At 56.3% G+C, this 14023-nt stretch carries 13 protein-coding genes; 8 read left to right on the top strand and 5 right to left on the bottom strand.

Annotated features, from left to right (window positions below):
* Positions 1 to 50 precede the first annotated feature (50 nt).
* Positions 51 to 638, top strand: a complete 588-nt coding sequence (locus ACR0J2_RS00120; protein ID WP_170806077.1) for a TetR/AcrR family transcriptional regulator — start codon at positions 51 to 53, stop codon at positions 636 to 638.
* Positions 639 to 653: 15 nt separating this feature from the next.
* Here ACR0J2_RS00120 and ACR0J2_RS00125 read toward each other — a convergent pair whose 3' ends face one another.
* Positions 654 to 1565 (bottom strand): pirin family protein, encoded by a 912-nt coding sequence (locus ACR0J2_RS00125; RefSeq protein ID WP_170806078.1) that lies wholly within the window; start codon positions 1563 to 1565, stop codon positions 654 to 656.
* Between the two features lie 159 nt (positions 1566 to 1724).
* Here ACR0J2_RS00125 and ACR0J2_RS00130 point away from each other — a divergent pair, with 159 nt between their 5' ends.
* Complete coding sequence (locus ACR0J2_RS00130) at positions 1725 to 2201, top strand: hypothetical protein (RefSeq protein WP_480811335.1); 477 nt, start codon at positions 1725 to 1727, stop codon at positions 2199 to 2201.
* Here the strand turns inward: ACR0J2_RS00130 and ACR0J2_RS00135 are convergent.
* The 3 genes from ACR0J2_RS00135 to ACR0J2_RS00145 all read right to left on the bottom strand — a co-directional run bounded on the left by ACR0J2_RS00135 (position 2198) and on the right by ACR0J2_RS00145 (position 5074).
* A complete protein-coding gene (locus ACR0J2_RS00135) occupies positions 2198 to 2749 on the bottom strand; it encodes a hypothetical protein (RefSeq protein ID WP_170806080.1) in 552 nt (183 codons plus the stop codon). The genes ACR0J2_RS00130 and ACR0J2_RS00135 overlap by 4 nt on opposite strands.
* An 82-nt stretch (positions 2750 to 2831) precedes the next feature.
* A complete protein-coding gene (locus ACR0J2_RS00140) occupies positions 2832 to 3410 on the bottom strand; it encodes a TadE family protein (RefSeq protein ID WP_170806081.1) in 579 nt (192 codons plus the stop codon).
* Positions 3407 to 5074, bottom strand: a complete 1668-nt coding sequence (locus tag ACR0J2_RS00145; RefSeq protein WP_170806082.1) for a pilus assembly protein TadG-related protein — start codon at positions 5072 to 5074, stop codon at positions 3407 to 3409. The genes ACR0J2_RS00140 and ACR0J2_RS00145 overlap by 4 nt, the downstream gene beginning before the upstream one ends.
* A gap of 425 nt (positions 5075 to 5499) precedes the next feature.
* Between ACR0J2_RS00145 and ACR0J2_RS00150 the strand changes: the two genes are divergently transcribed.
* The 4 genes from ACR0J2_RS00150 (at position 5500) to rpoD (ending at position 11494) form a co-directional block, all read left to right on the top strand.
* Positions 5500 to 6930, top strand: a complete 1431-nt coding sequence (locus ACR0J2_RS00150; protein WP_170806083.1) for a Glu/Leu/Phe/Val family dehydrogenase — start codon at positions 5500 to 5502, stop codon at positions 6928 to 6930.
* Between the two features lie 136 nt (positions 6931 to 7066).
* Positions 7067 to 7363: a hypothetical protein gene (locus ACR0J2_RS00155; RefSeq protein WP_170616618.1), complete on the top strand. Its 297-nt coding sequence runs from the start codon at positions 7067 to 7069 to the stop codon at positions 7361 to 7363.
* 78 nt (positions 7364 to 7441) lie between these two features.
* A complete protein-coding gene (gene dnaG, locus ACR0J2_RS00160; RefSeq protein ID WP_480811336.1) occupies positions 7442 to 9391 on the top strand; it encodes a DNA primase in 1950 nt (649 codons plus the stop codon).
* A gap of 114 nt (positions 9392 to 9505) precedes the next feature.
* Positions 9506 to 11494, top strand: coding sequence for an RNA polymerase sigma factor RpoD (rpoD, locus tag ACR0J2_RS00165; protein WP_170616614.1), 1989 nt, complete (start codon positions 9506 to 9508; stop codon positions 11492 to 11494).
* Between the two features lie 185 nt (positions 11495 to 11679).
* Here rpoD and ACR0J2_RS00170 read toward each other — a convergent pair whose 3' ends face one another.
* Positions 11680 to 12702, bottom strand: coding sequence for a helix-turn-helix domain-containing protein (locus ACR0J2_RS00170; RefSeq protein WP_480811337.1), 1023 nt, complete (start codon positions 12700 to 12702; stop codon positions 11680 to 11682).
* Between the two features lie 447 nt (positions 12703 to 13149).
* Here ACR0J2_RS00170 and ACR0J2_RS00175 point away from each other — a divergent pair, with 447 nt between their 5' ends.
* A complete protein-coding gene (locus ACR0J2_RS00175; RefSeq protein WP_480441964.1) occupies positions 13150 to 13548 on the top strand; it encodes a hypothetical protein in 399 nt (132 codons plus the stop codon).
* Positions 13549 to 13566: 18 nt separating this feature from the next.
* Entirely contained in the window at positions 13567 to 13980 is a 414-nt protein-coding gene (locus tag ACR0J2_RS00180) for a secondary thiamine-phosphate synthase enzyme YjbQ (protein ID WP_480812015.1), read from the top strand.
* Positions 13981 to 14023 lie beyond the last annotated feature (43 nt).

The following is a 14023-nucleotide window of genomic DNA, read 5'->3' on the forward strand; positions in this document are numbered from 1 at the left end:
TCGGTTCAAGCGGGGTTCTATTTGAACAAACGTTCAGATACTGTCGGCCTATGGCTCGTACCCAAGGTTCACACTCTGACATAACCGGCCCGCGGATCCGCAAGGCAGCGTTGGCATTGTTCGCCCGACATGGGTATGCGGCGGTTTCAATGCGCCAGATCGCGTCCGAGGTCGGCGTACAGGCTGGTGCCTTGTATAACTACACCCCAGACAAACAAAGCCTGCTATTCCGCTTGATGCGTGATCACATGCAGGAGCTTCTGTCGGCCTATGGGGCACTGGACAACTCCGAAAATCCACGCGATGCCTTGCGCCGCTTTGTCGGATTTCACATTCGCTTTCACCTGGAACGCCCGGACGAAGTGTTCATAGCCTATATGGAGTTGCGAAACCTGACGCCCGAGAATTTCACGGAAATCGAAGATCTGCGCCGCAGGTACGAGGATTCACTGGAAGGTATTCTGCGTGACGGTCATGTCGCCGGCCTGTTCAAAGTACCCGACACCAGGATCGCAAGCTTTGCTGTGATCGCAATGCTGAATGGTGTGATGACCTGGTATCGGGCAGGCGGGAGGTTGTCACTGGATCAGGTCGAGCAGATCTATTGGGACATGGTCTGTCGCGCCGTTGCGACGTGATCTGCCCGCCCGTCCTTAGTGTGCTGGCCGGATGAAGGTTCCGTTTCGAAGCTCTTCAAAGGCTTGTTTCAGCTCGGCCCGGGTGTTCATGACGATTGGCCCATGCCAGGCGACTGGTTCGTTGATCGGCGCACCGGAGATCAGCAGGAACCGAACTCCTTGCGGCCCCGCCTGAACCGTAATTTCGTCGCCAGACCCAAAGCGAACCAGCGTCCGGTTGCCTGACATGTCGCGAATGTTGACCTCTTGCCCCGCCACCTCTTTCTCGAGCAGAACGCCGGTGGGTTGTGACGCGTCGGCAAACGCGGCCTGACCATCGAAAACATAAGCGAAGGCCCGGCGATAAGTGTCTATGGGAAAAGTTTTTTTGACGCCTGCCGGGATGCGGATATCCAGGTATTGCGGATCAGCCGCAATGCCGTCGACAGGGCCGGTTTTCCCCCAGAACGTACCCACGATCACACGGACGGTGGTGCCGTCGTCATCCGTGATCTCGGGGATTTCCCGGCTTTGAACGTCCTGATACCGGGGTGCAGTCATCTTCTGGTCAGAAGGCAGGTTCCCCCACAACTGAAAGCCGTGCATCTGACCACTGGTGTTTCCATGTGGCATTTCCTGATGCAATATCCCCGAACCTGCCGTCATCCATTGCACGTCACCAGCGCCAAGCGTTCCGGTGTTGCCCAGTGAATCCGAGTGTTCAACGGTCCCGGACAGAACATAAGTAATGGTCTCAATTCCACGATGCGGATGCCACGGAAACCCTGCTTCATAGTCTTGCGGGTTCTCATTCCTGAAATCGTCGAAAAGAAGAAATGGGTCGAGTTCGGACGGGTCCTGAAACCCGAAGGCACGATGCAAATGCACACCGGCGCCTTCCCGTGTTGGAACGGATTGTCTGGTTTCCAAAGTAGGCCTGAGGGACATTTTTGCCTCCTGATTTACATGACAACCATGTAATGTGTGCGCCTGCGCGGTCAATTGGCAAAAACGCGCGCGCAATGTGCGACGCCGCGCAGGTCGGGACCCCCTGTCCATTATTTCGCAAAGCAGGTAAGGGAAGTCGAGGCAAAGAAAGAGGGCCCCATGCAGGACGAAGTGCTGGCAACAGTTCACGCATCATCACCCAGACGATGGGCAGGCGTAGGAATGCTGGGCACAGTTGGCGCGATGGTACTTTACGTCGCTCTGGCGGCTCCGCCTGCTTTGGGATGGCAGGTTTTCCTTTTCGTGATCGCGGGCGGGGCGTTCTGGCTGGCACATCGCATGTGGCATGCGACAACAGACCGTATCGAACTGACTCGAGCTGAGTTGCGCACCGGAGCGGGGCAGGTCATTGCCAATGTCGAAGATATTGAAACTGTTGATCGCGGCGTGTTTGCCTTCAAACCATCAAACGGGTTTCTTGTTCGCACGACCGGCAAGGGAAAAAACACCTGGGCGCCCGGCCTTTGGTGGCGATTGGGTCATCGCGTGGGAGTCGGCGGCATGACTGCCGCCGCCGAGACCAAGTTCATGTCCGAAATGTTGTCCGCGCTTCTAGCTGAAAGGGCAGCGCCTTAGGCGTCGGGCATATCGGGGTTCGAGGTCGGAGGTGGCAAGTCGGCTGTTGTCCAGCATTCATTGTCGTTCTGCGGGCCTTGGATATTATGATATCCGCGCGGCTGCGTGAACACGAAGTTGTCCATCGGAAACTCATTGTCGCCAAATCCGATGTAGAATGGCCGGGTATAGAGATCCTCGGTTTCTACGATGATCATGTTCGCATTGTCCGCCATGACGGGAATACGATTCCAAATTTCACTGATGTTGGCATCCGTCCATGCGTCATAGGTGTCACCACGGGTGCAGGACCAGCTAACATAGTGGCGGTCATCGGGTTCGTCGTATCGGATAAATGAAATCCGGATCGATACGTCCGAGCGGTCCGCAATCATGAATTTCTGCAACTCGTACAGGTTTGTAATGTACTGCTCGGTCACTGCATTGCGTTCGCGCGACAGGATATCCGCAATGGCATACGCGGACTTCAGGTTTCTGGCGCTCTGCCGGTAGCCATCAAAGTAGGAATATGCCGTCCATGTCGACCACATAAGGAGAGGGAAGACCATGATGCCTTCGATGGTCGCGACACCGTGCTCCCTCCGAAGGAATTTCCGGAGAAACCGTGATGCAGTTCTGATCGGGGGAAACTCAAGCCGGTTCATGGACAAACACCGTTGTTGCATGCAGTTCGTATTGACCATCCGGGTCTTTGGCCGCCAGCCGACCCAGTGTTGTTCCGACGAACAGCGGGGTGATTTCAATGCAGGCGCGGATAACCATCAACTGGTTTGATGCGCCCGGAGTGAACATCTGATCGTCCTTGCCGCGAATGTCCTCGGGCGTGTCGACACAGAAGGGCGATGTGAATTGCGCTGTTTGCATCGGGTTGCCCACATAAGGATCAATGGGCGTCATTTCGATGGCGAGGTTTTCAAAGCAATCCGGCAACGCCATGGCGCGATCACAAATGATCTGCTTCAGCAGTGTATGCGTCCACTGAGCATTCGGGCTCTGGTCGTATTTCCAGATGTGGTTCATACGGACATCCTGAATGGTTTCATCCAGGGCGCGTTCGAGGTTCGAATGGTTGTAAGCCACAATTCCATATTCGATGCCGGAATAGGTGGTCATCAGGAAAAGCGGAAACAGGATGATGAACTCGATCGTCGCCATGCCGTCTTCTTCGCGGCGGAACTGACGATATTTTCTGCGCAGACTTTTTATCATTGTGTCAGCCTCAGGTTGCGGATGCTTGACCCGATTGATGCAAAGACGTCAGGCAGGTTGCCCGGAGAAGCGTTATAGTAGGTGTTCTCGTCCGTTTTGCAGTACCACAGAATATCCCGACCGGCCTGGGGCGCTTCGAGGGCGATGGTAAAGACGAATATGTCGTTTGCCTTCGCCTGATCGCACAGTGCCTTGGTCCGCGGGTCTTTTTGGCTTGATCCGTTCAAAGTGACGGCATTGTTGTACCAATTGTCGCCGTTGGTTCTCCCCAGCGCTTCGCGAAACAGGTCGCGGATGGCACGGCGGGACGTGCGTTCCCAAACGTGGTGCCAGTCAAGTTGCACCGAGAAGGAGGGGTCTCCGTTATTGTCTGTGACGGTTCTCGTTTCCGAGTAACGCCGGTCGAACTGATAGCAAACGCCGTTGGAGCGATAGGTGCAGCGATAGACATTGTAAGTATCGTTTCCATAGGGTTTGTCCTGCCAGATATCACGACCCCAGTACCAACCCCGGCTACTATCCCAATCCGTGTAGTTTACGTTGTGCCAGTAGTACTGTTCACGCACGTGATCGTAGGTCGAGTAGTTATTGTGATCCGAGTTCCACCACAGGATGGAAGGTCCGCTTCTGTAGGGATCGTTGACCTCGTACTGTGTCGTATTCGCCCCGTCGGTCATCAGAACGATAACCTTCATTGCATCGTTCGACGCGTAGTTGGACGGACGTGAGGCGAACTCCGCGGGAACCTGGTTGCCCGCCAAAGCGGCAACCACCGGCCGGAAGCTTTGGTCAAGCAGGGTCAGGCCCCATTTCATCCCAAGATCGATGGATGTGTTTCCGCCAGCCTGAAAGCTGTCGATGTGGTTTTTCAGGACAGTCGCATCCTTTTGCAGGATCGAAATTTGACGCCCGGCCCGCCGATCGCATATTTCGTTTGAAACCAAACCGTTAGTTGGTCTCCGGTCATAAGTATACCACGGCGTGAAATGCAGGGTTTTTGGGCGAACCAGACCAAAATCGAAGGTGTTCGTGGCAAATTCAGCGGTGGTGAAATTGACGCAGTTGGCGTGGTCATTTTGCCCCGATGTCTGCAGAAACGGCATGACATAGTCAGGCAAAGCAACCTGCGTGGCATAGGGAATAATGGAAATGGACAGTTTGCCATCTTCCGTCTTGTCGACCATTTCCTGAACAAAGTTCTTTGCGGCAGCCTTCAGCGTCGGCAGGCGGTTGTTGTTGTTCATGGACCCGGAGACGTCCAGAACAAGGGAAATCTCAACATCCCCGATCGCCTCTTCGGCGACGCTTGTGACAGTCGTATTGATGGAGTCGACGTCCCACCACTGCATGAAATGCATGGCGACGTCCATTTCGGCATGCGCCTCAACGCGGCGATACCCTTCGACGGTCACTGCGTTCGATCCGCAAAGGTCCGGCGTCACCACCGGCTCGCCGACCAGATACTGTTCAAGTCCTTCCTTGTTCAGGTAGTCCTTGATCACATCTTTGGGACACAGGTTCTGTTCAAGGTCCGCTGCGGCCAGCACAGCGCGGTCCAGCGCGTATTGCAGTCTGGCGCGCTCGCGATCGAACCGCATGATGTCGACGGCAAATCCACCGACCGCAAAGACGATCATTATGAAGGTCAGGGCTAGAATCGTCATCAGCCCACTTTCGGACTGAACAAACGATTCCGGGTTTTTCAGGCTGGTGTCTGCCTGCGTCGTTTTGTTAGATCTTGGCTTCCAAAAAATCTTTTGCATAACGAATCCCTCTGCCGGCCAGACATACTGAGACCAGAATTTCGCAAGTATTATTATTTAGCGCCGGATCATGGCGAGAATTGGGCGGTAACACGGTCGCAAGTCCTATTTTCCGGGGTTTTTGGCTGTAATCACGCCGGTTTAGCGCGCTTTGTTTCGGCGCGAGGGACAATACTTCAGCGGCGCGTTAATCTTCTCGGTGGCCGGAGAATCGAAATCGGGTTTTTACAAAGTGATGAAAAAAAGTGCAGTTGGGCGTTGCGGCTTTTCATTAAGGGTGCGACAAAAAGTCGTGACATATGTCAGTTTCCGGTACGGAGGAATTTATGACCGGCATTATTGAACCCAGCTTTCGTAAAAGTGTTGACCTGATGTTCAACAGGGCCGCGTCCCTGATGGATCTGCCGCCGGGACTTGAAGAGAAGATCCGGGTGTGCAACGCCACATATACCGTCCGTTTCGGTGTGCGCCTGCGCGGTGATATCCATACATTTACCGGATACAGGTCGGTCCATTCCGAACACATGGAGCCGGTCAAAGGCGGTATTCGCTATGCCATGGAAGTCAATCAGGACGAGGTCGAGGCGCTGGCTGCCTTGATGACGTATAAGTGCGCGCTGGTCGAGACGCCGTTCGGGGGCTCCAAAGGCGGCTTGTGTATTGACCCGCGTCAGTATGAAGAACACGAACTGGAACAGATCACCCGACGGTTTGCCTATGAACTGGCAAAACGCGACCTGATCAACCCATCGCAGAACGTGCCCGCCCCGGACATGGGAACCGGCGAGCGTGAGATGGCCTGGATGGCCGACCAATACGCGCGCATGAATACGACGGATATCAATGCGCGTGCTTGTGTGACGGGCAAGCCTCTCAACGCGGGTGGTATCGCGGGGCGCGTAGAGGCAACCGGTCGCGGAATTCAGTATGCGCTGCGTGAATTCTTCCGGCACCCGGACGACATCGAGAAGGCCGGCTTGTCCGGAAGTCTGGATGGCAAGCGCGTGATCGTTCAGGGGCTTGGAAACGTGGGCTATCACGCCGCAAAGTTCCTGAGCGAGGAAGATGGCGCGCGCGTTATCGGGATCATTGAGCGGGACGGTGCCCTGCACAATCCGGATGGCATCGACGTTGAATCGGTGCGGAACTGGATCGTGAAACATGGCGGCGTCAGCGGCTATCCGGATGCGGCACATACCGCAGAGGGCGCTGCCGTCCTTGAAGCCGAATGTGACATTCTGATCCCGGCGGCCTTGGAAGGTGTCATCAACCTTTCCAACGCAGAACGGATCAAGGCGCCGTTGATAATCGAGGCCGCGAATGGTCCGGTGACGGCCGGTGCGGACGATATCCTTCGGAAAAAGGGCGTCGTTATCATTCCGGACATGTACGCCAACGCGGGCGGTGTGACCGTTTCGTATTTCGAATGGGTCAAGAACCTGAGCCATATCCGGTTTGGACGGATGCAGCGCCGGCAGGAGGAAGCCCGCCACGAACTGATTGTCAGCGAACTTGAGCGGCTGGACAGATATCTGGGCGACGCTTGGTCAATGTCCCCGAACTTCAAGTCCAAGTACCTCAGAGGCGCGGACGAACTGGAACTGGTTCGCTCGGGGTTGGATGACACGATGCGTATCGCCTATCAGTCGATGCGCGAGGTCTGGCACAGCCGCGATGATGTCGAAGACCTGCGGACTGCGGCGTATATCGTTGCCATCGACAGAGTCGCCAAAAGCTATCGGGCCAAGGGCCTTTGATGCATTGGGGCGATCCGGGTGCAATGTATCCCGGGTCGCCTCCGATCAATTCAACGAATTCGGGAAATCGGTTGTGGCAGGCGCTTTGGCGCACAGGTAAGTTGTCGCGAGTGAAACGAATCCCGGGGGACTATCAATGTTGCGCATCGCCATCGCCGCCATTCTTTTGGCAACGCCTCTGGCCGCGGCTGAGACCAAAGAACAAAGCTGCAAGTATCAGGCCGACGTGGTGGCCGCTATTCAGAACGCCCGCCTGGACCGCGTCAAGGAGCGCGATGTTGCGAAGGCGGTCGCTGACAGCGGCCCGACCTGGCCCGAAAACTACAATGCCGCGATTCCGTTGATCACCCCTTGGGTGTATGAGCAAAAGATGCGCGACGTTCGCAAAAAGGATCTGGGCGCGGCCTGGCTGGAGCTATGTCTTCAGCAATAATCCACAGCTGGCTATATTCCTTGTGGATAAGCGCGCCATCCTCTTGGCGCGCGTTTTCATTTCTGGCAGGTTCGACACATGTCATTGCCCCCCGGTTTCCTGGATGAATTGCGCACCCGGCTAAGCCTGTCTCAGGTCGTCGGCCGCAAAGTCATGTGGGATCAGCGCAAGTCCAATCAGGGCAAGGGCGACATGTGGGCGCCATGCCCGTTTCACCATGAAAAGACGGCGTCGTTCCATGTCGATGACCAGAAGGGGTTCTACTACTGCTTCGGATGCCACGCCAAGGGCGACGCGATCAGTTTTGTGAAAGAGACCGAGAATGTCTCGTTCATCGAAGCAGTCGAGATTCTGGCACGCGAGGCGGGTATGCCCATGCCGCAACGCGACCCGAAAGCACAGGAAAAACAGGATCGCCGCGCGCAACTGGCTGATGTGATGGAGCAGGCCGCCCAGTTCTTTCGCCTGCAACTCAAGACCGGGGCAGGTGGGGCTGCGCGGGAGTATCTGGCGCGTCGCGGGCTTAACGAACAGGCGTTGGACCGGTGGGAAATCGGCTTTGCCCCGGATGGCTGGCAAGCGCTTTGGGATCATCTGCGGGGCAAGAACGTGGCCGAGGATCTGATCCTCGGGGGTGGGCTGGCCAAACCCTCGAACAAGGGCAAGAAACCCTATGACACATTCCGCAACCGGATCATGTACCCGATCCGTGATCCGCGCGGGCGCTGCATTGCGTTTGGTGGCCGCGCGATGGACCCCAATGACAACGCCAAGTACTTGAATTCGCCCGAGACGGAGTTGTTCGACAAGGGCCGAAGCCTTTACAATCAAGGGCCCGCTCGACAGGCGGCCGGGAAGGGGCAGCCGCTGATCGTGGCCGAAGGCTACATGGATGTGATCGCGCTGGCCGAGGCTGGATTTGAGGCGGCGGTTGCACCGCTGGGAACCGCGATTACCGAACACCAACTGCAACTGCTGTGGCGCATTTCGGATGAACCGCTCATTGCGCTAGATGGCGACGCGGCAGGCCTGCGGGCGGCGATGCGGGCCGTCGATCTGGCATTGCCGCTTCTGGAAGCCGGAAAATCCCTGCGCTTTGCACTGATGCCCCAAGGCAAAGACCCCGACGATCTTTTGCGTGGCGAAGGACCTGCGGCTGTGCAGGCGGTGTTGGAAGGCGCCATACCCATGGTCAAGCTGCTGTGGCAGCGTGAGACCGAGGGTAAGGTTTTCGACAGCCCGGAGCGTAGAGCGGCTTTGGAGCGTGCTCTGAAGGACAAGACGGCGTTGATCCGAGATGCATCAATACGCTCTCATTATGAACGGGAAGTCAAAGACCTGTGCTGGCGGCTTTTCCGTCCGCAACGCCAACCGCAAAACCGCCAATGGCAGCCGGGTGGCAAATGGAAGCCACAAAAACAGCCCGCTTCGCCAGGCGCGCGCGCCTCGTTTCTGGCCTCGTCCGAGAATGCAGATATCCAGATGCGCGAAGCGGTCATTCTGGCCATCGCCATTCTGAACCCCAAGGTTGTCGTGCAGTTCGAACACCAGTTGGAGGAGATGGACTGCCACGATCCAGACCACTCGGCGCTGCGCGAGGTCATCCTGCGCCACGCAATTGATGACCCGGACAATCTGAAAGATCACATAGTGGGAACTTTGGGGGCCGAACCCCTTGAAAACCTTCTGGCCCTTCGCCATGTCGCAGTCATCCCCTGCGTGCACAAACCGGGCGACGTTGAAAAGGCCGAGATGACGCTGGCCGAGGAACTCGCAAAAATCAAAGCGCTCCGGGGGTTGGATGCCGAGATTGCCGAAGCTGCGGAGGAACTGTCCGAACTGGCAGATGAGGCGCTGACCTATCGGCTGGCGCAAGCCGCCGAAGAGCGCAACCGTACAAGCCGCAGCCAGAATGAGGACAGGGCCGTTTTTGACATCGCCGACAACGGCGCGCGGATCAACCGCGACGAGAAAGACGCGTTCGAGGCCATCATGTCCGGCATCAAATTCGAACGGAAACGCCGCTAAAGTGATGTTTTCGTAAGGCACTGGAAAAGAAAAACGGGTAAACGGGTGGCCGAATCACTTCTACGCGCTAATGATTCGGTTCAAACGAATCACCCATCCCTGCAGGAGCATTGAATGGCCGCCAAAGACACGTCCGAAGATCGCAAATCAGACGAGCAGGAACAGGAAATCTCGCTGGACATGAGCCAGGCCCAGGTCAAGAAGATGATCGCCGAGGCCCGCGAGAAAGGCTACATCACCTACGACCAGCTCAATCAGGTTCTGCCACCTGATCAGGTCAGTTCGGAACAGATCGAAGACGTTATGTCGATGCTGTCCGAGATGGGCATCAACATCATCGAAGATGAAGAGGCCGAAGAAGAAGAGAACAAGGGCTCGACCGAACTGACCACAACGGAAAGCAACCGTGAGGTTGCGTTGTCGGGTGCCGCCACCGAGAAACTGGATCGCACCGACGACCCCGTGCGCATGTATCTGCGCGAGATGGGCAGCGTCGAGCTGCTGAGCCGGGAAGGTGAGATTGCAATCGCCAAGCGGATCGAAGCCGGCCGCAACACGATGATTGCCGGTCTGTGTGAAAGCCCGTTGACCTTCCAGGCCATCACCATCTGGCATGACGAACTTTTGTCCGAAGACATTCTGCTGCGCGACGTCATCGATCTGGAAACCACGTTCGGCAACCAGATGGACGAGGACGGCGATGTCGAGGAGCCGGTGGTGGACACTTCAGCGGTTCAGGCTGCCAAACCCGCCAAAGACACCGGGCCCGAGCTGGACGCGGATGGCAACCCAATTGCCACCGACGACGACGACGATGAAGACGAACAGGCCAACATGTCGCTGGCTGCGATGGAGACAGCGCTGAAAGAGCAGGTTCTGACCACGCTCGAGCGGATTTCGTCTGATTTCGCGATGCTGTCCGAAATGCAGGACAGCCGTATTTCGGCAACGTTGAATGAAGATGGATCTTTCACCGCCAAGGATGAAGAGACCTACCAGAAGTTACGGGCCGAGATCGTTGTGCTTGTGAATGGTCTGCACCTGCACAACAACCGGATCGATGCGCTGATCGACCAGCTTTACGGCATCAACCGCCGCGTCATGTCGCTGGACAGCTCGATGGTGAAACTGGCGGATCAGGCGCGTATCAACCGCCGTGAGTTTATTGATGAGTATCGTGGTCGCGAACTGGATCCGAATTGGCTGGCCGAGATGGCTGAAAAGCCGGGCCGGGGCTGGCAGATGTTCATCGAACGCTCGACCGACAAGGTCGAGGAACTGCGCAACGATATGGCTCAGGTCGGGCAATATGTCGGTCTGGACATCAGCGAATTCCGCCGCATCGTTCAGCAGGTTCAAAAGGGCGAGAAAGAGGCACGTCAGGCCAAGAAGGAAATGGTCGAGGCCAACCTGCGCCTGGTGATCTCGATTGCCAAGAAGTACACGAACCGTGGCCTGCAATTCCTTGATCTTATTCAGGAAGGGAATATCGGCCTGATGAAGGCGGTCGACAAGTTCGAATACCGTCGCGGCTACAAGTTCTCGACCTATGCGACCTGGTGGATCCGTCAGGCGATCACGCGCTCGATCGCGGATCAGGCGCGCACCATCCGTATTCCGGTCCACATGATCGAAACGATCAACAAACTGGTTCGGACCGGTCGTCAGATGCTGCACGAGATCGGTCGCGAGCCGACGCCGGAAGAATTGGCCGAAAAGCTGCAGATGCCGCTGGAAAAGGTTCGCAAGGTGATGAAGATCGCCAAGGAACCGATCAGCCTCGAGACGCCGATCGGCGACGAGGAAGACAGCCAGTTGGGCGATTTCATCGAGGACAAGAATGCCGTGCTGCCGCTGGACAGCGCCATTCAGGAAAACCTCAAGGAAACGACCACACGGGTTCTGGCCTCGCTCACCCCGCGTGAGGAACGCGTTCTGCGTATGCGCTTTGGCATCGGTATGAACACAGACCACACGCTGGAGGAGGTTGGCCAGCAGTTCAGCGTGACGCGCGAACGGATCCGACAGATCGAGGCGAAAGCGCTGCGCAAACTGAAGCATCCCAGCCGGTCAAGAAAACTGCGGTCCTTCCTGGATCAGTAAATACAAAGGCGCCCCGATCGAGGCGCCTTTTTCTTTTCCCGGGGCGTTCACATCTTGTTGTCCTGTCTGAAAGTCAAATTGGCGAGAACTCACAAGAAGAGGGACAGCGGGATTTCTATATCCGTCTGGTCCACTCATGGGACGGGCCGGGGCGAGATGGTCTCATCGATGACCCCCGGCTACGCTCAAACGCGGTTCAGCGGGCGATCGACGCGGCCGCGAAATGTGGTCGGAGGCTGGCCGGTCCAACGTTTGAACGCCGTCGAAAACGCGGCCTGATCGGCATACCCCAGAGAATAAGAAATCTCGGACAGGTTCATCCCGTTTCGCAGAAAGGTCTGCGCAAGATCACATCGCAGGTCTTCAACGATGTTGCGATAGCTGGTCCCTTCATCGGCCAGCCTGCGGGCCAGTGTGCGAGGGCTAAGACCCAAATCGGCAGCTGCCTGATCTGCCTGGATAATGTTTCCGGGCAGGGACCGGGTGATCAGTCCTTCAACCCTTGCGCGTGTCTTCTGCCTTTGGGATTGCCGGTCGGCCAGCAGACGCTCGGCATAATCAAGCAGATGGGCGCGCAGCGTAGGGTCGTAAGTTGGAATTGGAAGATCAAGCGAGGACAGCGACAGGACGATGCACATCCGTTCGGCGCCGAAAACTACTGGAAACCCTCCTATTTTCTCATATTCCGGCGCGCGTTGACCGATTTCGTGCTGAAAGCGCATCTCGACGGGGTGAAAATCTGACTGGGTCAGGGCGCGCAGTCGGGCTATGGCCGCAAATAGCAGGAACTCGGTGCGTCTGTGGTAGCGGGAATAACTGGCGTCCTTCCAGTCGATTTCAAACACTGCCGAGTCGTCTGAAAGGCGCAGATTGAAAATCAGCGCAGGATCAATCATCCAGTGAAAGTAACACGTGTTCTCAATGGCTTGGCGCAAGTTCCTGGAGTATTTACTGATATAGGCCGTAAGAGTAGATGACTCATCAAATCGGATGCCTGCCCGGGCGGCGAAAGTGATGTCATTGACCGCATCGCAGGCATACCGGACAAACTGGGCTTCTTTTTTGGCATGGTAAGTGGTTGCCGGCGGGGCAATTCCAGCCCGACTGAGTCCGCTTTGCCGCAGGACGTGATCCGTGAGCGCAGTTTGTCCGGTTTCTTCGTCCAGCGTCTTTGCCAATCGCTGAATGCGGCAAATATCAACTTCCATGGCTCGGCGTAATCCATTCTCAAATCTGAAGCTGATCTTAATACCAAAGATCCGGCGCGCACCAACTTTTGTGGCGGAAGCCGAGTGCTGAGGGGCGGCTTTCGGTGCGATTGGCAAATTCACACAAGGATTTGACTGGTGTGCACATGACCGAGTTTTGACAATTCTTATGTACATATTGCTGTCGGGTCCGCGCCTTTTGGGGAAGAGGCCAGAGCCCAGAGAGCCGGACTACCACCCCGGTTCAAAGGGTTCCCCGACACGCTGCTCCCACAAGATCGTTTTCTTTTTATTGAGTTTTTTGGCTTGGCCGGAATATGCTTGGGCAGGTCCGGGGGCACCGGTTCACAGATTTTGGCTGAGCGTCTGAATAGATCGTGAGGACCACTGTTCCGCCGATTCTGGCATACTAGTCTATGCGGCAGTCAGAAACAGGAAAGGTCGAAAATGATGAAACGGGTCATGACTTCAATGGTTCTTGCCACTGTGGCGATTTCCGCTCCGATGACAGCCGGGGCCGCGCCCAACGGGTTTCAGACGGTCGCCGTCAACAATTCGGTTTTTGAGGTGATCCCAAGAGCACGCCAGGATGTAGACGGTTATTGGTGCGCCGCGGCCGATTTCGCGCGTCGGACGCTTGGGGCCGGTTGGCAGCAACGGGTGTATGTTGTCCGGGGTTATGGCCCAAGCGAGGCGACAGGTCGCCGAACGGCTGTTCAGTTTTCCCTGACACCACCGAAAAACGCACCTCAGCAAAGCAGTGTGTCGCTTGGCTTTCAGGTTGGTGAAAGCATGTCAGTTCAGGGCGCAAATGGACGGTGTAACCGCCGGCAGTTCATAAACTAGGTAATGGTAAGCAGAGCTTTGCAGATCGAATTCACCATCTCAACGCGCGGCGCCGGTCTCTATGAATTTACAGGCGACGTTTGCCGATGGGTGAATTCGATTGCGGGCGACGGTTTGCTTACGCTGTTCGTCAGGCATACATCCTGCTCTCTGCTTATTCAGGAAAACGCGGATCCCGAGGTTCAGACTGATCTACATGCGTTCTTTGAACGGCTCGTGCCTCCGTCAGATCATCCTTCGATGGCATATTTGAGGCACACCTACGAAGGCCCTGACGACATGCCCGCACATATCAAAGCGACCCTTATGCCGGTTTCACTTTCCATACCTGTTGCGGCGGGGCGGCCTGTGCTTGGGACGTGGCAGGGGATCTATCTGTTCGAACACCGTACTGCACCGCATGAACGTCGGGTCGCTGCACATTTTGCATGACCCCTTTATATTGCGGTGAAAAATTCCGACTACCCAAACCCTA

The organism is Ruegeria sp. CG4, from assembly GCF_056537185.1.

What these genes read in the sequence shown, in the direction of transcription:
- rpoD (WP_170616614.1), top strand. Translation starts at nt 9,506, where the DNA reads ATGGCCGCCAAAGACACGTCCGAAGATCGCAAATCAGACGAGCAGGAA.
- ACR0J2_RS00170 (WP_480811337.1), bottom strand. Translation starts at nt 12,702, where the DNA reads ATGGAAGTTGATATTTGCCGCATTCAGCGATTGGCAAAGACGCTGGAC.
- ACR0J2_RS00125 (WP_170806078.1), bottom strand. Translation starts at nt 1,565, where the DNA reads ATGTCCCTCAGGCCTACTTTGGAAACCAGACAATCCGTTCCAACACGG.
- ACR0J2_RS00150 (WP_170806083.1), top strand. Translation starts at nt 5,500, where the DNA reads ATGACCGGCATTATTGAACCCAGCTTTCGTAAAAGTGTTGACCTGATG.
- ACR0J2_RS00175 (WP_480441964.1), top strand. Translation starts at nt 13,150, where the DNA reads ATGATGAAACGGGTCATGACTTCAATGGTTCTTGCCACTGTGGCGATT.
- ACR0J2_RS00130 (WP_480811335.1), top strand. Translation starts at nt 1,725, where the DNA reads ATGCAGGACGAAGTGCTGGCAACAGTTCACGCATCATCACCCAGACGA.
- ACR0J2_RS00120 (WP_170806077.1), top strand. Translation starts at nt 51, where the DNA reads ATGGCTCGTACCCAAGGTTCACACTCTGACATAACCGGCCCGCGGATC.
- dnaG (WP_480811336.1), top strand. Translation starts at nt 7,442, where the DNA reads ATGTCATTGCCCCCCGGTTTCCTGGATGAATTGCGCACCCGGCTAAGC.
- ACR0J2_RS00155 (WP_170616618.1), top strand. Translation starts at nt 7,067, where the DNA reads ATGTTGCGCATCGCCATCGCCGCCATTCTTTTGGCAACGCCTCTGGCC.
- ACR0J2_RS00135 (WP_170806080.1), bottom strand. Translation starts at nt 2,749, where the DNA reads ATGGTCTTCCCTCTCCTTATGTGGTCGACATGGACGGCATATTCCTAC.
- ACR0J2_RS00145 (WP_170806082.1), bottom strand. Translation starts at nt 5,074, where the DNA reads ATGACGATTCTAGCCCTGACCTTCATAATGATCGTCTTTGCGGTCGGT.
- ACR0J2_RS00140 (WP_170806081.1), bottom strand. Translation starts at nt 3,410, where the DNA reads ATGATAAAAAGTCTGCGCAGAAAATATCGTCAGTTCCGCCGCGAAGAA.